This window comes from Psychromonas ossibalaenae ATCC BAA-1528 (assembly GCF_000381745.1).
Lineage (GTDB): Bacteria > Pseudomonadota > Gammaproteobacteria > Enterobacterales > Psychromonadaceae > Psychromonas > Psychromonas ossibalaenae.
Genome location: NZ_KB907029.1, coordinates 1 through 17,850 on the forward strand (window position 1 = coordinate 1; position 17,850 = coordinate 17,850).

Annotated in this window: 15 protein-coding genes; 5 read left to right on the forward strand and 10 right to left on the reverse strand. The window is 43.5% G+C overall.

The window, feature by feature from the left end:
• Nucleotides 1-81 precede the first annotated feature (81 nt).
• Nucleotides 82-1,488: an IS4 family transposase gene (locus G327_RS0120885; protein ID WP_019615382.1), complete on the forward strand. Its 1,407-nt coding sequence runs from the start codon at nt 82-84 to the stop codon at nt 1,486-1,488.
• Between the two features lie 155 nt (nt 1,489-1,643).
• Here G327_RS0120885 and G327_RS0120890 read toward each other — a convergent pair whose 3' ends face one another.
• From G327_RS0120890 to G327_RS0120905, 4 genes are all read right to left on the reverse strand, one after another.
• Nucleotides 1,644-4,637, reverse strand: coding sequence for an efflux RND transporter permease subunit (locus G327_RS0120890; RefSeq protein ID WP_019616755.1), 2,994 nt, complete (start codon nt 4,635-4,637; stop codon nt 1,644-1,646).
• Between the two features lie 3 nt (nt 4,638-4,640).
• Nucleotides 4,641-5,417 (reverse strand): efflux RND transporter periplasmic adaptor subunit, encoded by a 777-nt coding sequence (locus G327_RS0120895; RefSeq protein WP_019616756.1) that lies wholly within the window; start codon nt 5,415-5,417, stop codon nt 4,641-4,643.
• A 70-nt stretch (nt 5,418-5,487) separates the two neighbouring features.
• On the reverse strand, nt 5,488-6,933 hold the full coding sequence (locus G327_RS0120900; RefSeq protein WP_019616757.1) for an ArnT family glycosyltransferase: 1,446 nt from the start codon (nt 6,931-6,933) through the stop codon (nt 5,488-5,490).
• Nucleotides 6,926-7,990: a glycosyltransferase family 2 protein gene (locus tag G327_RS0120905; RefSeq protein WP_019616758.1), complete on the reverse strand. Its 1,065-nt coding sequence runs from the start codon at nt 7,988-7,990 to the stop codon at nt 6,926-6,928. The genes G327_RS0120900 and G327_RS0120905 overlap by 8 nt, the downstream gene beginning before the upstream one ends.
• Before the next feature lie 145 nt (nt 7,991-8,135).
• Between G327_RS0120905 and G327_RS0120910 the strand changes: the two genes are divergently transcribed.
• Together G327_RS0120910 and G327_RS0120915 are read left to right on the forward strand one after the other, a co-directional pair.
• Nucleotides 8,136-8,810 (forward strand): response regulator transcription factor, encoded by a 675-nt coding sequence (locus G327_RS0120910; protein WP_019616759.1) that lies wholly within the window; start codon nt 8,136-8,138, stop codon nt 8,808-8,810.
• A 5-nt stretch (nt 8,811-8,815) separates the two neighbouring features.
• Nucleotides 8,816-10,108: a sensor histidine kinase gene (locus G327_RS0120915; RefSeq protein ID WP_019616760.1), complete on the forward strand. Its 1,293-nt coding sequence runs from the start codon at nt 8,816-8,818 to the stop codon at nt 10,106-10,108.
• Here the strand turns inward: G327_RS0120915 and G327_RS0120920 are convergent.
• Nucleotides 10,059-10,487, reverse strand: a complete 429-nt coding sequence (locus G327_RS0120920; protein ID WP_019616761.1) for a GtrA family protein — start codon at nt 10,485-10,487, stop codon at nt 10,059-10,061. The genes G327_RS0120915 and G327_RS0120920 overlap by 50 nt on opposite strands.
• Nucleotides 10,488-10,710: 223 nt before the next feature.
• Here G327_RS0120920 and G327_RS0120925 point away from each other — a divergent pair, with 223 nt between their 5' ends.
• A complete protein-coding gene (locus G327_RS0120925) occupies nt 10,711-11,574 on the forward strand; it encodes a nuclear transport factor 2 family protein (protein WP_019616762.1) in 864 nt (287 codons plus the stop codon).
• A gap of 61 nt (nt 11,575-11,635) precedes the next feature.
• Here the strand turns inward: G327_RS0120925 and G327_RS0120930 are convergent, their stop codons facing one another.
• On the reverse strand, nt 11,636-13,330 hold the full coding sequence (locus G327_RS0120930) for an SWIM zinc finger family protein (protein WP_019616763.1): 1,695 nt from the start codon (nt 13,328-13,330) through the stop codon (nt 11,636-11,638).
• Nucleotides 13,331-13,481: 151 nt separating this feature from the next.
• Between G327_RS0120930 and G327_RS25280 the strand changes: the two genes are divergently transcribed.
• Nucleotides 13,482-14,213, forward strand: coding sequence for a DUF6933 domain-containing protein (locus G327_RS25280; protein ID WP_019616764.1), 732 nt, complete (start codon nt 13,482-13,484; stop codon nt 14,211-14,213).
• Nucleotides 14,214-14,234: 21 nt separating this feature from the next.
• Here G327_RS25280 and G327_RS25285 read toward each other — a convergent pair whose 3' ends face one another.
• The 4 genes from G327_RS25285 to G327_RS0120960 form a co-directional block, all read right to left on the reverse strand.
• Nucleotides 14,235-14,831 carry a leucine-rich repeat domain-containing protein gene (locus tag G327_RS25285; RefSeq protein ID WP_019616765.1) on the reverse strand — a complete coding sequence of 199 codons (597 nt, stop codon included), beginning with the start codon at nt 14,829-14,831 and terminating at the stop codon, nt 14,235-14,237.
• A 278-nt stretch (nt 14,832-15,109) separates the two neighbouring features.
• Nucleotides 15,110-15,748: a LysE family transporter gene (locus tag G327_RS0120950; RefSeq protein WP_019616766.1), complete on the reverse strand. Its 639-nt coding sequence runs from the start codon at nt 15,746-15,748 to the stop codon at nt 15,110-15,112.
• A gap of 97 nt (nt 15,749-15,845) precedes the next feature.
• A complete protein-coding gene (locus G327_RS0120955; RefSeq protein ID WP_019616767.1) occupies nt 15,846-16,673 on the reverse strand; it encodes an AraC family transcriptional regulator in 828 nt (275 codons plus the stop codon).
• Between the two features lie 128 nt (nt 16,674-16,801).
• Nucleotides 16,802-17,725 carry a 2-dehydropantoate 2-reductase gene (locus G327_RS0120960; protein WP_026339476.1) on the reverse strand — a complete coding sequence of 308 codons (924 nt, stop codon included), beginning with the start codon at nt 17,723-17,725 and terminating at the stop codon, nt 16,802-16,804.
• Nucleotides 17,726-17,850: the final 125 nt, after the last annotated feature.

The window sequence follows — 17,850 nt, forward strand, 5'->3', positions numbered from 1 at the left end:
GCGCTGTCTCTTATACACAAGTTTACGGACATTAAAAGTTATGATCTAATAGGTTAAATTTTCTAATGAAACGTAAAAACAATGAGCGATTTAAATGCTGCAGAGTGGGCGCAATTGATCTTCGGAGATACCGACTTAGGCGACCCAAGAAGGACAAAACGACTTACGAAATTAGCAGGTAGTATGGCTCAAAATGCTGGTGAATCAGTGGTAAAAGCAAGCGGTGATCCAGCAACGATTGAAGCAGCTTATCGTTTCATCCGCAATGATAATATTGTTCCAGAAGTCATCGCAGAAACTGGGTTCAATCATACATGTGAAGTAGCCAGGGAATGTACAGATGTTTTGGCCATACAGGATACAACAGGGATAAGCTTTAAACATAATAGTCTGTGCAGTGAACTTGGTGATGTTAGCTCTGCGAATACTGGCAGCAAATCAGCTAAAGGACGCAGTCTATATGTCCACTCTACTTTAATGCTAGATGCTGAAAATGAACAAATCATAGGGCTCGCTAACCAGAAATACTGGTTCAGAAAAGAGAAAGTGGCTGGTAGTAAACCCGAAAGACAAAGTAGACTATTCAAGGATAAGGAAAGTTATCGATGGAAAGAAAGCTTTGATGCCGTCAAACAAAAAACAGGTCAAGTTACTAATATTATTGATGTTTGTGATAGAGAAGCCGATGTTTATGAATACTTAGCTTATCATAAAATGAATGGGCATCGATTTGTGGTTAGAGCAAAAGAAAATAGAAAGCTGCTTGACCCGCTTACTAATTTAAACGAGCTATTAAAGACAACTGAAAGCAAGTGCAGTTATAGCGTCGACGTTAAACAAAAAGGAGGCCGGTCGGCGAGACAAGCTAAAATGAAATTGAGCTATCAAACAATCAATATCAAAAAACCACAAAGAGCGGTTGGTGAACCAGCACTGCCTATCAACTTAATTATTTGCCAAGAATATAATAAAGAAGAAAGTGAACCGTTATGCTGGCTTCTCTACACAAGCGAGCCGTTATACACTTCCGAAGATGCTTTAAAAGTCGTTAGATATTATGAATTAAGATGGCGCATAGAAGAATTTCATAAAGTGTGGAAAACTGACGGTACTGATGTTGAAGGATTAAGATTGCAAAGCCTTAACAATTTAAAAAGAATTGCCGTTATTCAAGCCTTTATTGCAGTCAGGTTAATGCAGTTGCAGGAATTGGCACAGAATAAAGAAACAGCTAAAACAATAAGTTGTACCGTTCATGTGCAGGACAAAACATGGAAAATACTTTGGTTGAAAATAGAGAAAAATAAAGCAGTTCCCAAAAAAACTCCCTCATTACATTGGTTTTATTATGCAATTGCCAAGCTAGGAGGTTGGTACGACAGTAAAAGAAACGGCCGAGTTGGTGTCAAAGCAATGTGGCAAGGCTGGCTAAAACTTGCTGAAATGATGGAATCCATTGCAATGCTAGAGTCTCTTGATGACTTGTGATCAAGAGACAGTGCTCCGCGTGGGAACTCATACTACCGATGACAGAATGATTAACAGTCAGGATCTGAACAGCGAAGTAATCTGCCGGTAATTAAATAGCTTACCGGCAAATACCCAATCATTTAAGATTTACTTAACTGAGCTGCGTTATTTACTTATTTATTTTTATGCATCACCCATAGGTACAGCGACGGCACCACTGTAAGCGTAACAAACATAGAAACAACACAGCCCCAGCCGACAACTAATGCCATCGGCGACATATAGTTATCATAACCTCCCATACCATAGGCTAGTGGAATTAAGCCTGCTGCCGTGGTAATCGTGGTCAGCACAATGGGCCGAACACGGCTCTGCGTTCCTTTAATCACAAACTCAAGCAGATCCGTCGACTCACACTTAGTCCAAGTTTCTTTAAAGTGCCAGATCAGCACCAGGCTGTTATTGACCATAATGCCGATCAGCGCAATCATGCCGATAATTGAAAAAAAGCTCAGCACTTGATTATGGGCATATAAAATAAACAGCGCTCCGCTGATCCCGAAAGGGATCACAGATAAAACCAGCAGAGATTCGATAAAGCGGTCAAAGAGCAGGCACAATAAAATAGTGATACCGGCAAATGCCGTTAAAATAGCAATAGCAAAGCCTAACTGGGCTTCTTGAGTTTCAAGGATCTGCCCCGTTGTCGCCAGACGTGCCCCTTGGTAATCCTTACCTGCAAACTGTGCCTGTACCTGATTAAATACCTGCACAGGATCGGTGACTGCAGAATTTACCCCGGCAGATACACGGATAACACGCTCACCGTTAAAATGACTAATTCGTGCCTGCGCATCACTAAACTGCCAGCGGACTAACTTACGCAGCGGCACCAGTGTCTGATCTCCTGCACGAACCATAATATCATCAAGCTCATCTAAGACTTTATCATCTTCCTCAACAGCAACACGGAAAAAGACCTCTTCTTCACCATTAAAAATTCGCGTCACTCGCTGTCCGTCCACGACGTATTTAATGACCTCCCCTACCCGGGCGGCACTGATGCCGTAATAATTAAGCCAGTCATACTGCAGCTTAGCCTCAATCTGCGGAGAAGGAGCATTGAGCTCACGGCGGGCACGCGTAGTCCCGTCTATGGTTTTTAGATAGGCAGTTAATTCGTCGGCCATCTGCTCACGCCCGGCATCACTTCCGCCTACCACTCGAATATCCACAGGACGCCCGACCGGCGGGCCTCCGCCGTCAATATCAAATTCAATTTGTGCCAGCCCGGTTATTTTACTACCCTGCTTTTCCCAGTCTGCCACGATCTGCTCGGCTATGCGTGTACGCTCATTAGGCGGGGTTAAGGAGATCACCCAGGTACTGCCCGGTGATCCTACTTCTCCATACCAGCTGGCGACTTCTGCTGTTGATGCAAATACAGCCTCCAGCGCCTGCGTCTCTTTCCACACTTGCTCCAGCGACAGTTCAGGATCCGCTTCTGCGCTCACCTCTATTAAATAAGCGCCGCTGGCTGGAAAAAACAGAAAGCTCAATTTACTGTATGAAAGCAGAGCAAGGCCAAGAAAAACAGCCGCCGACAAGGGTAATATCACTTTGTTTTTAGGAATCACCCAGGCGATAAAACGGTTTAATATGGTCAGATTAAGGGGTGTTTTTTTCTCTATTTTAGTCTTATTTTTCAATATCCCTTTTAAGTGAGCAGGAATAAAAAACAACGCATCCAGAAATGAAAAACACAAGGCGACAATAACAGTCAAGGGGATCACGTACATCATTTTGCCGCTGTTTCCCGGCAAAAGGAGCAGAGGAATAAAGGCTGTCATAGTGGTTAATATGCTAGCCATAACAGCGGGGAAAACACTTTTAACCCCGTTACGAACAGCTTTTTCTACCGGCAGCCCCTGCTCAACCAGAGAAACAATTTTATCACTGACCACCACCGCATCATCAACAATAATGCCGATAATTAAGATCAGCGCTGACAAGGTATAAGCATCCAGTATCTGACCCAGTGCCGGCAGCACTGCTAATGTACCTAAAATACACACGGGAATAGAGACAGCAACCCAGAAGGCAATACGTTTATCTAAAAACAGCGCCAGAGTAACCAGGACTAAAATCAAACCAACTAACCCATTGTTTTTTACAATATCGAACTTAGCTTTAATTTCATTGGCAAGGTCAAAACCTACCGATAATGTATATTGACTGCCGAACTGCAGCTGAGTCTGCGCAAGCAGCTCATTCACTTTTACCGAGGTGTTGATTACATCAGCGCTTTCACTAGTACGCAGATCAAAGAGAATACTTTTTCTGCCGTTAACAGAGCCGAATAGTTCCCCTTTCTCAAAGCCTTTTTCAAGTCCGCCGCTGAGATCTTTTAACTGCACCTTAGGACGAAAAGAGATAAACATTTCGCCCAGCTTTTCAATGCTGTCCAGTTCCGCTGTAGTGACAAGCTCCGGATTATTTTTCAGCTGCTCTAAGCGCCCGCCGCTGATTAAGGTATTACGTTCAGCAATAAGCGCACCGATTTCATCTATTGTAAAACCATAACGTTTAAGAGATTTAGGCTCTAACTGTACCAGAAATTCCGGCGCGCGCAGATCAATGGAATGAACTTCACCAATACCTTCTACACGCCTTAAAAGCAGCTCTAACTTTTTGGCCTTTTCCCGCAGCTCGTTATAGGAGACATCCCCTGATATCCCTACCACCATAAAATCTAAACTGTAGGATTTTTTAACCGCTAAAGCCGGAGCTTCAGTTACTCCTGCAGGCAGATCCGACACACGTGACAGTGCATCGCGTATATCTTGATAAACAGCATTAGCATCTGAGACGTCACTCGCAAGCGAAAGATCAATATTAGAGATGCCCGTTTCTGAATTCGAACTGAATTCTTTTATTCCCGAAACAGCCAGCAGCTCTTTTTCGATTTTACTGGTGACATTGCTTTCAATATCGGCGGCAGATGCACCGGGATAGACAGTGGTGATATTCGCCTTTCCCATATCAAAACGAGGCTTTTCTGCTAAAGGCAGTTTCAGCATTGCCAGTAAACCTAGCGCGATTAAAGCACAGGTTAATATTTTAGAAGCTAAGCGCCTTTGCGATAAATATTCTAATAACTTACTCATTTTTTAACCTTTTGAGTCTTGTAAAATAACATGTGCCTGCATGCCCGGTTTGAACTCTCCTTTGGGGTTAAACAAATCCACCTCAACCAGAAATCCGGGATCCTGTGCCTGAAAAGCGGGAGAAACAAGACTCACTCTGCCTGTGACAGTCTGCTTTAACGAAGGGATCTTTACCTCAACTTTATCCCCTTCAGTCACTTCAGTCAGATCTGACTCTAAAAGATAAAAGCGTACTTTCACCAGGCTCGTATCTATCACAGTGTAGAGAGGATCCCCGACAGAGATAAACTGCCCCAGCTCCACGCTGCGGGTAAGAATAAGACCGCTAAACGGAGAGTCAGGTATGGATTTAGCAAATGTCCGCTGGGCAATTGCATACAGGGTTTTGGTCACATTAAGTGTTGCTCTGCTCACATCGGTTACACGGCGCTGCTCATCAAAGGCACTGGCAGAGATTCCTTTGTTTTTATACAGCGACTGATAACGCTGCAGCTGCTTCTGCTGTGCGTTCAGTTCACTTTGACTAACGTCCAGCTCGTATTTAGCCAGATCGACACTCAGCGTATTATCTTCAACTGAAAGTGCCAGCAGGTTTTCACCTTTGTCGACCCTGTTGCCGACCTCTTTATAATAAGCATCAACCACACCACCAACTTCACTGCGTATAACAACCTGCTTTGCAGCTGCAAGCTGCCCCACAACATAGTTATTATCTGCGGCGGCAGAAGCATTAACGGCAGTGCTAAGCAGCACTGCAAGGGGAATAAGTTTTTTGAGCATAACAACTCCTGTTAAATTCTTTGAACTAACGGGATTCCATTAATAGAAAATCCCATTCTCTATTAATTTGTTAAATCCCGGCGGGCGCACAGTAAAACAGCAGTCTTTTTCTTGACTGCGCTCTTAGTTCACAGCGGCTGTCATCCTGCACAATACTCTGTGCCGGGTGCTCTTTAGCGGCCGCCAAAAACAGCGGTTCTTTTAAGTTATTTAATAACTCTGGCAGTGACCCCGTCATGACTTTTGCCCTGCCGCTGGAATAAAACTGCGCTGAAAACGGACGTCCGTTCACATAAATTAACCGGCTTGAAGATGTTTCAGCCTGCTGACTCCACTGTGCTAATAAATTTTTCTCGGCCTCTTTTCCAGTGAGATTAAAGTGCAGCAGGAATCCGGCAATAACAATAAGTACTGGTGTTATTAAACCGGCTTTATACACTTTTTCAGGCAGCTTTAACTGACCTTGATAGCCGGCCACTAACAGAGCAAAGGCCGGCAGCCCGGGCATAACATAGCTTGATAAAATATTGCCGGAAAATGTAAAAAGAATGAGCGGAGACAGCATCCAGCACCATAGGAAACTGAAATAGCCGTTACTGCGGACCACGCCCTCTTCTCCGGCTTTGAAAAAACACGCCACTTGATAAAATAAAACAGGTGTCCAGGGCAGTGCCGCCAGAACCCAGTACAGCCAGATAGTACCGCGTATCTCTTTATGAGCGGTTCCATACAGATCGCCCTGCCAGCCGCTGACAATAAAGCGTTTAATATGCTCACCAATAATAAAATAATTAAGAAAGCCGGGACTTTTCCACTCTGCAAGTAAATACCAGGGTAATGTCAGAATAAGGAAAACAGCGATACCGCCTTTCCAGGGCAGACAAACAGGAATGCGCTTCCACCTTTTTTCGCAAAGCAGCCAGATAGTTAAACTAATGCCGACCAGTATCAATGTCAGCGGCCCTTTTGCCAGCATGCCGATAGACAGGCCGACAAAGAACATATATCCCCAGAATCGAGACTGTTTAGTCCATGACAGCCAGAAGCCGACCATGCTTAATGTAATTCCGAATGTCAGTGCAGTATCTGTCATCACCGCACCAGAAATAACAATAAAAGCACTGGTCGTAGCTAAAACGGCAGCTGCTAACCATGCTTGTTCCTTTGTGCTTTTTTCCTCTTTTGAAGCAATAATCCAGGTCAGAACAATAATAAACAGCCCAACAAACAAATGAGGCACTCGGGCGGCAAATTCATTCACGCCGAAAAGCTCAAACCCGGCCGCACTCAGCCAGGTAAAAAGCGGCGGTTTGCCCCAGAACGGTACGTTGTAGTCAAACATCGGAGTGATCCAGTTTCTCGTTTCATACATTATTCTCGCCATTTCTCCATAACGGGCTTCTGTGGTATCCATTAGCGGATATAAACCAAGGCTCAAGAAACGAATGACAACAGATATAACCGTGAGCGCTACTGCATATTGGGTTAGTGATAATTTTTTCAATGAATTAAACATTATTATTTACTTCCACATCATTTGCGCTTAACTGCCCTTTAAAGAAAATTTGATTCGCGTTTCCGGTGGCATACTTTGTGTTCTCTTCCATCACCACAAATAACGGCCGTTGTTTAGCTTCTATAAATAAACGTCCGACGTATTCCCCCATTAAACCAATTGAAAGCAGCTGAACCCCGCCCAGCAGTAAAACAATGATGATGGTTGAAGGATAACCGCTAACAGGATCGCCCCAGAGTATTGTTTTGGTTAAGAAAACAGCCGCTGCAATAACCGCCGCTAATGATGTAAACAGCCCGGCAGCCGTTGCCAGGCGCAGAGGCCGTGTACTGAATGAGGTGATCCCTTCGAACGCAAGATGAACAAGTTTTGTATAGTTCCATTTGGTCTCTCCAGCCTGGCGGGCATCTCGTTCAAACTGCAGCGTGGTGCGGCGGAATCCGGGCCAGGCAAACAAACCTTTCATAAAACGTGTTCGTTCCGGCAGTGCATTTATCTGATCAACAACGCGGCGGTCAATTAACCTAAAATCACCCACATTTTGTGGAATGGGAATATCCGACATAGTATTTATTAATTTATAAAAAACTGCGGCTGTTGAACGTTTAAACCAGCTTTCACCATGACGCTCACAGCGCTGCATATCAACCACATCAAAACCCTGTTTCCATTCTTTTACCATTGCCGGAATTAATTCGGGAGGATCCTGCAGATCGGCATCGAGCAGAATAACGGCTTTGCCTTCCGCCGCTTGTAAACCAGCACTCATAGCGGCTTCTTTACCAAAATTACGGCTTAACTGAATGGTTACTATTTTATGGTTGATACTTGAAAAACCGTTTGCAAGATTGATACTGTTATCACTGCTGCCGTCATCAACATAAATAATTTCGCAGTGTTCATTTAGATTATCGAGTACGGCAGATACACGCCTATGACACTGCTCTATCACTAACTCTTCGTTGTACATCGCAATAATAATGGACAGCAGAGGCTCATTCTCTTTGCTGCTATAGTGCTTATCTCTGTGCTGAGATAATAAAGTAATACTCGACATACAATCCCTCTTCAATGTGTATTTCCCGTGTGAGTAAGGTAATCGTACGGCTTGTCATGTCAGAAAAATGTTTCTGACATTTTTTTCACGCTAATGTGTGCCATCATATGGATTATGATAAATACAAATCAGCACAGGTAAGATGATGAAACTGCTCCTTATTGAAGATCACCAGGGCATAGCCGGCGTTATTTTTGATTTTTTCGAAATTAAAAATTACACACTGGATTATGCGAATAACGGCCTGCATGGTTATGAACTCGCCTGTAGTAATCATTACGATCTGATTATTCTTGATGTCATGCTGCCGCGTATGGACGGCTTTACAGTATGCAGAAAGCTGCGCGAACAAGGTATTGATACCCCGATATTGATGCTGACAGCACGCGATACGCGTGAAGATACTTTACAAGGCTTTGCCCAGGGGGCTGATGATTACCTGGTTAAACCCTTTGATTTAGAAATACTTGAAGCAAGAATTAAATCATTAACCCGTCGGCGCGGTGGTAATACCGCCAGCAAAACACTGCAGTTCGGGGATCTTATATTAGATTTAAACAGCCATATCGTTTCTCGAAATGACTGCAGCTTCTCTTTAAACCCGACATTGTTCACTATTTTGAAACTAATGATGCTCAGAGCTCCCAACGTGGTAAACAGGGACGAGATTATCTCTGCTTTATGGGGAGATGATGAGCCCGAAGGCAACGTATTAAGAAGCCATATATACCAGCTGCGCAGCCAGATTGATAAACCCTTCAAGCACGCTTATATCAACACAGTGCCTAAGGTCGGTTATCAACTGATTGATAAAGAGTAAATAATATGCCTAAAGTAAAATCCGCCAAGCAGATCACCTTCACCTACTTTTCTATTGTTGCATTCGCCATTATTGCTACGCATTTTTCTCTTCTGAGATCAACGCTTGAAGATCTTGAACACCTTAATGCGCAAAACCGCTTAAATGACACAAAACAAGCGGCTCAAGAACTGCTGGCTAATAGTCATAAAAATAGCCTGGACATTCCCCCTTTCAGCTCTGTTTATGTAGGTGAAGAGGCAGTGCCGCAGGATATTACCCTACCTGAAAACCTTGAATTTAATAAAGCGCTAGAAATAAGGCAGGAAAAAACAGACAGCACGGAATATTTCATTATGAAAACCCGGCTGACTATCCGCGGTCAGCTGCAGACTGTTTATATTTTCTACCTCGATGAAATTTATGAATTCAGTGAAGAGCAGATGTTCGGGAACCAGGCAAAACAGCTGCTGATCTCAATTATTCTGTTATTGATCAGTTTTGCCGTTGTGTCACGCATATCACAGCGCCTGACCAGTCCATTATCTGCATTAGCAGAAATGCTGAAAAAACGGTCCCCCCATGATCTGTCGCCTATTCCACTGCCGCGGGGCGTGGAAACCAAAGAGTTACTGCTGCTGGTTGACAGTGTTAATCAATATCAGGCAAGGCTTCACGACTCTATTGAACGGGAACGCTCATTCAATCGTTACGCCAGCCACGAACTACGTACACCGTTAATGGTTATCAAAGGAGCAGTTTCTCTGCTCGGCCAGTCTAATGAGCCGCTGTTTATAGAAAAACAGCGCCGGCGTCTGCTTTCAGCCAGTAATGAAATGAATGACTTTGTAACAACATTATTATCCCTCACGCGTGATGAAGACTTGTCTAACCTGGTCCTGCGCAGTCTGGAAAAAGATGAAATTGAAAATATTGTCAGCACACATTCACATCTGATTGCCAATAAACCGGTCAGCTGTGAAGTAACCATAAAAGAAGCAATCCAGATCAAAGTGCCGGAAACCACCATAAAAATCTTAATCGGTAACTTAATCAAAAATGCTTTTGCGTGTACCGAACAAGGCTTGGTATCGATTTATGTTTCACCCGATGCAATTGAAGTGATCGATACCGGTGTGGGGCTTGATGCAAAACCACGGGGGATAGAAGGCTATGGTTTAGGCCTGGTCATTGCTAATGATATCTGCCGTAAATACGGCTGGCAGCTGGATCTTGCTAATAACTCAAAAGGCGGATGTACAGCGGCAATTACGCTGCAGCCGCACGGAACACCCAGCGGTCAGCGAGGAGATAATTAGTCAGCATGCCCAGTAAAACACCAGGGACCATAGCCGCCACAGGCCAGACCATCTCAAGCGCGAGATGGTTAAGTTCAGGATATTGATTCACAAACTGCTTAACATCGACAGAATGCATTAACAGCCAGTAGCAGCCCCAGTTAGGCATAAAACCAATACAAGACACGGCAATAAAACGCCCCCACTGCCGCATCGGCTGAGCGGTGTCGCCTGCATCAAAAGTAATATGCCGGTTTAACCACCAGTTAGAGGTAGCAGCAGCCCAAAATGCTGCGCCGCGAGCAGGTATGGGGGCAATATAAGAAGACAACAGAAACATCGTCGCGACATCGACTAAAAAACCAATGCCGCCGACACATGCAAATCGTACTACTTTCATTCTCAGCCCTCTTACCATATCAATGTTTACAAACCTTCGTGCAAACAGCGTGATCAAGAGGAAAGGCTACACCGCAAAGCGTAAAAGAAAAGTGAATAGCCACAGATAAAATAGAAGATAGCTTTAAAGGTTAGATATTTACCATTTTTGGTCGAGTAATTACCTGTCGGCAGCAGTCCTGTACCGTTATGCTCACTCCGTCAAACATAACGGAGAAAATGACATGAATAAAAGGATAGCAGTTACACTTAGCGCAGTATTGTTTTCACTAACCGCCTGCAATTCCAGTGTTAACACGCCGGAAAATGCAGCCAGCCCTTCTAATAAAGAAAAAGCAGCTGCCGTACTCAACAGCATAGAGACAGGTGATCAACAAGCAGCTGCTTATATTAATCCATTGCAGTACACACAACATAATTTATCTATTGCTGATGGTCTGGATGGCTTTGCCGCCGCATTGCAGGCATTACCTGAAAACAGTGCGAAAGTAGATGTTGTACGAGCATTTGCAGACGGCAATTATGTATTTACCCATACCGATTACAACTTCTTTGGTCCTAAAGTCGGATTTGATCTGTTCCGTTTTGAAGACGGCGTGATTGTTGAACATTGGGATAATCTCACCGTCAAAGCAGAACAAAGCAATCCAAGTGGTCACACACAATTAGACGGTGCAGTTGAGATTACGGATTTAGATAAAACAGCCGCCAATAAAGTACTGGTTAGCGACTTTGTAGAGACAATTTTAATAAACGGTGAATATGATAAGTTAGCTGATTATTTTAATGGTGATAATTACCTGCAGCATAATACAGGCATTGCGGATGGTGTATCCGGTTTGACAAGCGCCCTAGCAGCAATGGCGGAGCAAGGCATTGCAATGGTTTATAACGACAACCATATTGTCCTAGGTGAAGGTAACTTTGTACTAAGTATCAGTGAAGGTACGTTAGCTGGAGAATTAACTTCATTTTATGATCTGTTCCGTATCGAAAATGGTAAAATTGCCGAGCACTGGGATGTGATAGAAGCCATCCTGCCTGTAGAGCAATGGCAGAACGATAACGGTAAATTCGGAAATTTATAATCCACCATGTTCATGAATTCCCATGCTGTGCATGGGAGTTAGCAAGGTACTGAAGCGCACTTCACATAAAACAACAAGCGAACTGATCTTTTAATAACTTCATCATGTTTCGTTTCGCTTTATGCTGTTTAATAATTTTAGCGATCATAAGGTGCAAGATGTCACGGTCAACGTTATTAACCTTCAAATTCTTTTCTAATTTAACCAGTAAGTCAGCGGCCTGCTGGTAAGCAGAGTTGTTAGCTTGATAAATAATCGAATCTGCCGCTCGATGAGTCAAATCAACGCAGTCCTGAGGATGCTCTGCAATGATCAAATCCGCTAACTTAATCAATTTAGCAGCCCCTGCTTTATGTGATACAGCCCATAAACGAGCTTTTTCCAATTCACCGCGATAAAGATAAAAGTCTAACAGCGCGTCAGCGTTAGCTGGCAAACCTCGGCTGCTTTCAGCATAACAGCCGGCTAATATCTGCTCTGCTTTTTCAATAAAATGTGCGTCTATTTCACCGGTCTGCAGCTGTAATTTGTCTAATTTTTTATAAGTCATAAAGCTTGGGTTATCAACAAACAGCTGCCAGGCAGTCCGCCAGGCACTTTTATATTCCCCCTGCGCAGCACGCACTTTTACTTCATGCTCTTGACAGCGCTCTTTTTCGTAGGGTGTCGCGGCATGTTTATAAGCTTGCCGCAGCCAGTCTTCTGCATCTAATGCTTCATCATTTTCTAAACAAACACTGCTTATTGCCAGGTAATCAGAGTGCGTAGACGCACTCATATTCATCAGCCGGCACTGTTCCTGCCAGTTACCGTCCTGCTCAGCCTGTTCAATCAGCGGCTGAGTCAAACGCTTAATCGACCATTTCTGCTCCCGGTCATTCACCTCACCGGACTGTGATTTACTTTCTGCACTGTTTAAACACTTTGCTAGAAACAGCTGCCGAACCTGCTCTGACAGTTCAAAATCTTCTGGAATTTCAGGAAAAACATCATATGCAAACGGCTCAAAATGAGAAAATAACCACTGCGCTTTTTTTTCAGCAGACCAGTTTTGCAGCTTAAAAAGCGCCACTAATTTTTGTTTGAGTTCGCCTTCAAGGTAAAAACGAAAACCGCCGCCGTCATGAACGTGCTCTAAGACCTTATTTAAGCGCCGCAGGGCTTTTAAAATACATGACCATTGCTTCGCTAACGGCAGTTTTTCTATTGCCGGAAAAATAACCGCAAACATCTGCTCTGCATGTGTGAAGTAACTTTTTACTTCATCCCAGTTCCACACACTTTCTTCCGGTAACGCTTTGCTGATTAACTCACTCAGCTCAACATAACCGAGTCCATTTTCTTCACTGCGCATTATTACCAGCCATTTATCAAATTCATGTTCCGAAGACTCAATGTAAGTCATTAAAAAACCCGTTAATTCATCGGCTGACTTTTGCTTAAACCACTCTTGTAACTGCACGTGCCCCGCTGCTTCACTGTCAATTTCTTCAACGGGGGTATTTTCCACCAGCAGCGCAACCGCAACACAATGTTTGCAGAGATCTTGATAATCTGCGGCCGGGCAGCTGCAGCGGTTTTGAATCGGCTCACCTTGAATAAGTCTCACATGGTAATCATGCTGACCGGAAACAATGGCCGTCACTGTATCACCGGCAGCAGATAAAAGCCTCACTTTGCCGGATAGATATAACAGGGAACCTAATTGATAAGATTTACTCTGCGCACGCAGCTTGATTTCGTTAAGATTAAACATTACTCACTACCTTCATTTGCGTTTTGATTGTAATAAAGTGTTATTTATTTCCACGACGCACCCACTGGGAACAAAGAAATTATAATGTTATTCTAAGTCAGTAAGTTAACGGCTCCACAGGCTCTTTCCTCATCATAACAGGAACCTTTCAATGTTAATATTTAACTGCTCAAAAACTGCAGCTGATTTTTTTACATCAACGCGCAATAAAGTAAAACGCACACCGATAGAGCCGGCGCCGCATAAAACGATTGCTGAATCAATTGCATCTCCTATCCTGCCTGAAGATATACCGGAAAGTGTAGAAGAAATGGCAATACAGCACTGGCTGGTGCACTGCATTACTGTAAAACGCAAAAAAGTTCTGATCGTGATGAATTACTTAAGCCGTTACTGTCTGGTATTTTATGCGGGTAAAAAAGGAGATGAAATTGAATTTTTGAACACCTTTGAACTGCACCTCAAAGTAAATTTCCGCTATTTATGTGCAGAAGCCGGGATCAGTAATACTTTCGTTGAACAAGCTATCGCACATTATAATAACCAGACTTTTACCTGTGCGTTTCACCAGCGCAGCGATAGAAGCGTGCAGGCGCACATCAAAGATGCCGCCTGGCATATTGAGCGCTGGATATATGAAGGCGGCCTGGTCTTTGATAAAGAGACCTGCCTGCAGTTTGATATTTACATGGGCAAAACCCTGCGTAAGCGCAAAGCTGATAAAGACTACTTTTATCCCGTTGAACTGTTTATGGAAAACTGGTTCAAGGAACTGGAAAATAAACCAGTATACAAGGTCCACACTAACCAGCCGCTAAACAACGAAACAGAGCCGGTTAACACGGAAAACAATATTGTTTCACTGGCTGATTATCGGAAATAACCAGTAAATCCAGTTACGAGTTTAAAACCTGATCTCAACACCGGGAAGTATTTTGCGGATAAGCTCCCTCTCTGCATTGGAAAGACCTGAATTACCTGTTAAATCAAGTGTTTTTAAGCTGACTAGATAAGGCAGAAAATCAGGTATTATTTCTATCTGAGTGGATGAAAGATCCAGATGCTCAAGATAGATCAGCTTTGACATTGACATAGGAAAGGTTTTAATCGGATTATGACTTAAATATAAAGACTCAAGATAGATTAATTCACCAATTTCATCGGGCAGTGTGCCCAGCGCATTTTGTCTTAAATCCAGCACACTCAAAGCCTGCAGTTTTCCAACCATTTTGGGTAGAATTTTTATTGAATTTCCTGACAAATCAAGATTAGTTAATGTTATGGAATGCTTACTTAAACATGGGGGAATAATTTCAATTGAGTTACTGCCTAAGTGCAGTTCTCTTAGATTACCGACATTACAAATAACCGTAGGAAAAGCTTTCAAGCTTTTTCCGCTCATTGTGATGTTAGTGACTCGGTGTTTGGCGGCCTCTTCGTCAGCATAACTATAAGAAACCGCAATGAAACCCAACAATATTAAAATCTTATAGTATTTCATATTTAACTCCTGAAAATTGAATATGCAGCTAAAGCCCAGCAAACCGATAGAACACCTCTTACTGCTAAACTTTAGAAAAAACATCGGGTTCCCGCAATAAATTACCTCGAGTAAATTCCTATAACTTTCCTTTAAATAACGGCACGTTCACTCGTTTCCGAGCTGCACGCGGTAACTCAGGTGAACCACCCACTAAGCACAAAACAATGCATTACCAGAAAGAGCATGATAATGAGGCAATGAAGTTATTATCACGGCATGCAGATAGATTTAAATCATTAAAATAATTCACTGGCAATCGCCAGGGCAACACTGACAAATAATAAACCGGTGATCAGGTTAATCACAGGTGCCGCTTTGTGCATTTTCTGCTGCACATTCGGTTTTGACAGTACTAAGGCAATAAGCACAAACCAGATCAGAGACAGCAGTAAAAACATCAGCGCAGCCGCCGCTTTAGTCGAAGTACTCACTTCCGGCGTCATCATCGCAGAAAACAACGTAATAAAAAAAATCATTGCTTTAGGGTTAAGTAAGTTTGTATACAAGCCCTGCATGAAACCTTGTTTTACTGTTAACTGGTTTTTTATCGGCTCAACCGCAGCCGCAGTACACTTCTCCCGCCAGTGCTGTAATGCACCAGTAATCGCACCAACTCCCATCCATGCTAGATAACCAGCACCTAACAGCTGCACGGCAAAGAATAACGTCTGCGAACTTTTAATCACCAGACTCACGCCGGTTAAACTCAGCATAGTATGCACTAAAATAGCCAGAGCAATACCAGCAGCAGAAGCAACAGCAACCTGTCGAGATTCCTGACTTGCCAGTTTCAGCACCAATGCCAGATCAGGTCCCGGACTAGCAAGCGCGACAGTATGGATAACAGCCAGTGTCATCAGTAATTCTAAATTCATAATGGTCCTTTTATTTATTTTTTAACTGGACTCAGTCTGCTGTTTAATAAAAATAAACGATAGGAAAAAATTGCAGCTGCAGTTTTGAAGACAGGAATCAGACAAAACTCTGCAGAAAATTATTAGGCGTCACCAGATAAGCCTGCTTAAACGCTTTATTCAAATGGCTTTGATCAAAAAAACCAACTTGATGAGCGACATCAGCAATATCACTGCCTTTAATCAGTGCTTTTTTAGCATATTCTAAGCGTATTCGTTTGAAGTAGGCATGTGGAGTCATGCCCATCGACTGTTTAAACTGACGCAAAAACTGAAACTTGCTTAACCCTAAAGGCTCAGCCAATTCCTGCAGCACAAAAGACTGACTAGGATCCGCATGAAACATATCTTTAATCTGTTTGATCTGCAGACAGGATAACTTGCCGGTCATTTTACAAGTTTGCGTCGCCCTCCCTCCATAACGTTGTAATAACTCGGTAGTAAACGCCATCATCACAGTTTCTAACTGTAAATGCTGCGCTGCATTCTGATCAGATACAGCAATGCTGTGCAGATACATAAAAGCTTGATAGAGATAAGGGTCATCAATAAGAGGCTGAGTAAAAAAAGCTTCAGGCATTTTTAACTCCCGGCTGATCCGGCTGATATACTGCGGCGGAACAGCCATGAAGTGTCCGGCATAACCATTTTCACTTTCACTGGCACCGGTGTGCACTTCATCCGGATTAATGGTTGAAAGCAGCCCCGTCCCCATCAAGTAATTATTACCATGATGTAAATACTGCATGCAGCCTGTTGATACTGCTCCTATGTGGTAATCAAGATGAATATGACGCTCAAATTCAAAATTTTTCACACTCGCTAAAGTCAGTTCAATATCCGGTAATGCAGGGTTTCGCCAATATGCTAACTGCTCTTTCGCCACTTATTATCCCTTTATGCTCTAAGTCATCACACCTCAGTATAATGCCAGTGGCAGACCAGGCTATAGTAAATAATTGCAGATGCTCATTCAAACGAACCATCAGGCACAAACTATGCGGTGTGGAACTGCTAATTCGGCTTGTTCAGCAGCTGCAGCAACGCATAGGTTGAATCCATATGCGGGGTTGCTACTTTTACTCGGCGCGCCGCTTTTACTGCATTGCCCAGGATAGACTCAACCTCCATTTCACGGCCGGCTTCGTAATCGAGGAGCATCGATGGTTTGTATGGACACATTTTCAGTGTCCTATCTATATTCTGCTGCACAATAGCATAATCAAACTCAGCACCACTGGCCTTGGCTATGGCATAGACCTCTTCCATAATGTCACGAACCAGTTCAGCGGTATTCGCATTAGCCATAATCACCTGAGTATCGACACCACCAGCAAGAACAGAGATTGGATTGTACGGCGCATTCCACACCAGTTTCACCCAGCGAGCCTGCTGCACATGGTCTGACACCTCGCACTGTACCCCGGCACGATTAAACAAACTGCCGAGAAGCTGTGCACGCTCAGTTTTTCCCTGCGGGTAAGTACCAATCACCAGGTGTCCGTAATCCTGATGATCGATGACACCGGGCTCAACGCGGTTAACGCAGATAAAACACAGCCCGCTGATTATCTCTGTGCCGGGAAATGCCTGCTGAATCGGCTCTTCAATCTCAACTCCATTCTGCAGCAGAACAATCGTTGTGCTGTCGGAAACAACATCTTTAAGCAGCTCTCTGCTGTCAATACCAGGCAGGACTTTAGTGGCAACTATCACATAATCAGCTGTACCCTGAAAATCCCCGGGGGCCTTAAGAATCTGACTCGGCTTAAATGTAAAATCACCCTGATGACTTTTAATCGTATACTCGCCCTTCTCAAGAAGACCGTCGTAATCTGATCGAACCACAACGGACACATCAGCTCCGGCCTGCGCCAGACGCGCACCATAGTACGCACCAATCGCCCCTGCACCTATCACTAGAATTTTCATAGACATAATATTCCTTTTACCACAAAATAAGAATCTCTTATATATCAATAACAAAATACACAAAACAGACTAACAAAACCATTTGTGTTTTTCTAGTTTCCACATCCCGCATGCAGTTCATACGAGCGAAT

Coding starts and splice junctions, on each gene's coding strand:
- G327_RS0120960 (WP_026339476.1), bottom strand. CDS start 17,725: ATGTCTATGAAAATTCTAGTGATAGGTGCAGGGGCGATTGGTGCGTAC.
- G327_RS0120900 (WP_019616757.1), bottom strand. CDS start 6,933: ATGTTTAATTCATTGAAAAAATTATCACTAACCCAATATGCAGTAGCG.
- G327_RS0120915 (WP_019616760.1), top strand. CDS start 8,816: ATGCCTAAAGTAAAATCCGCCAAGCAGATCACCTTCACCTACTTTTCT.
- G327_RS0120930 (WP_019616763.1), bottom strand. CDS start 13,330: ATGTTTAATCTTAACGAAATCAAGCTGCGTGCGCAGAGTAAATCTTAT.
- G327_RS0120950 (WP_019616766.1), bottom strand. CDS start 15,748: ATGAATTTAGAATTACTGATGACACTGGCTGTTATCCATACTGTCGCG.
- G327_RS0120890 (WP_019616755.1), bottom strand. CDS start 4,637: ATGAGTAAGTTATTAGAATATTTATCGCAAAGGCGCTTAGCTTCTAAA.
- G327_RS0120905 (WP_019616758.1), bottom strand. CDS start 7,990: ATGTCGAGTATTACTTTATTATCTCAGCACAGAGATAAGCACTATAGC.
- G327_RS0120885 (WP_019615382.1), top strand. CDS start 82: ATGAGCGATTTAAATGCTGCAGAGTGGGCGCAATTGATCTTCGGAGAT.
- G327_RS25285 (WP_019616765.1), bottom strand. CDS start 14,831: ATGAAATACTATAAGATTTTAATATTGTTGGGTTTCATTGCGGTTTCT.
- G327_RS0120895 (WP_019616756.1), bottom strand. CDS start 5,417: ATGCTCAAAAAACTTATTCCCCTTGCAGTGCTGCTTAGCACTGCCGTT.
- G327_RS0120925 (WP_019616762.1), top strand. CDS start 10,711: ATGAATAAAAGGATAGCAGTTACACTTAGCGCAGTATTGTTTTCACTA.
- G327_RS0120920 (WP_019616761.1), bottom strand. CDS start 10,487: ATGAAAGTAGTACGATTTGCATGTGTCGGCGGCATTGGTTTTTTAGTC.
- G327_RS0120910 (WP_019616759.1), top strand. CDS start 8,136: ATGAAACTGCTCCTTATTGAAGATCACCAGGGCATAGCCGGCGTTATT.
- G327_RS25280 (WP_019616764.1), top strand. CDS start 13,482: ATGTTAATATTTAACTGCTCAAAAACTGCAGCTGATTTTTTTACATCA.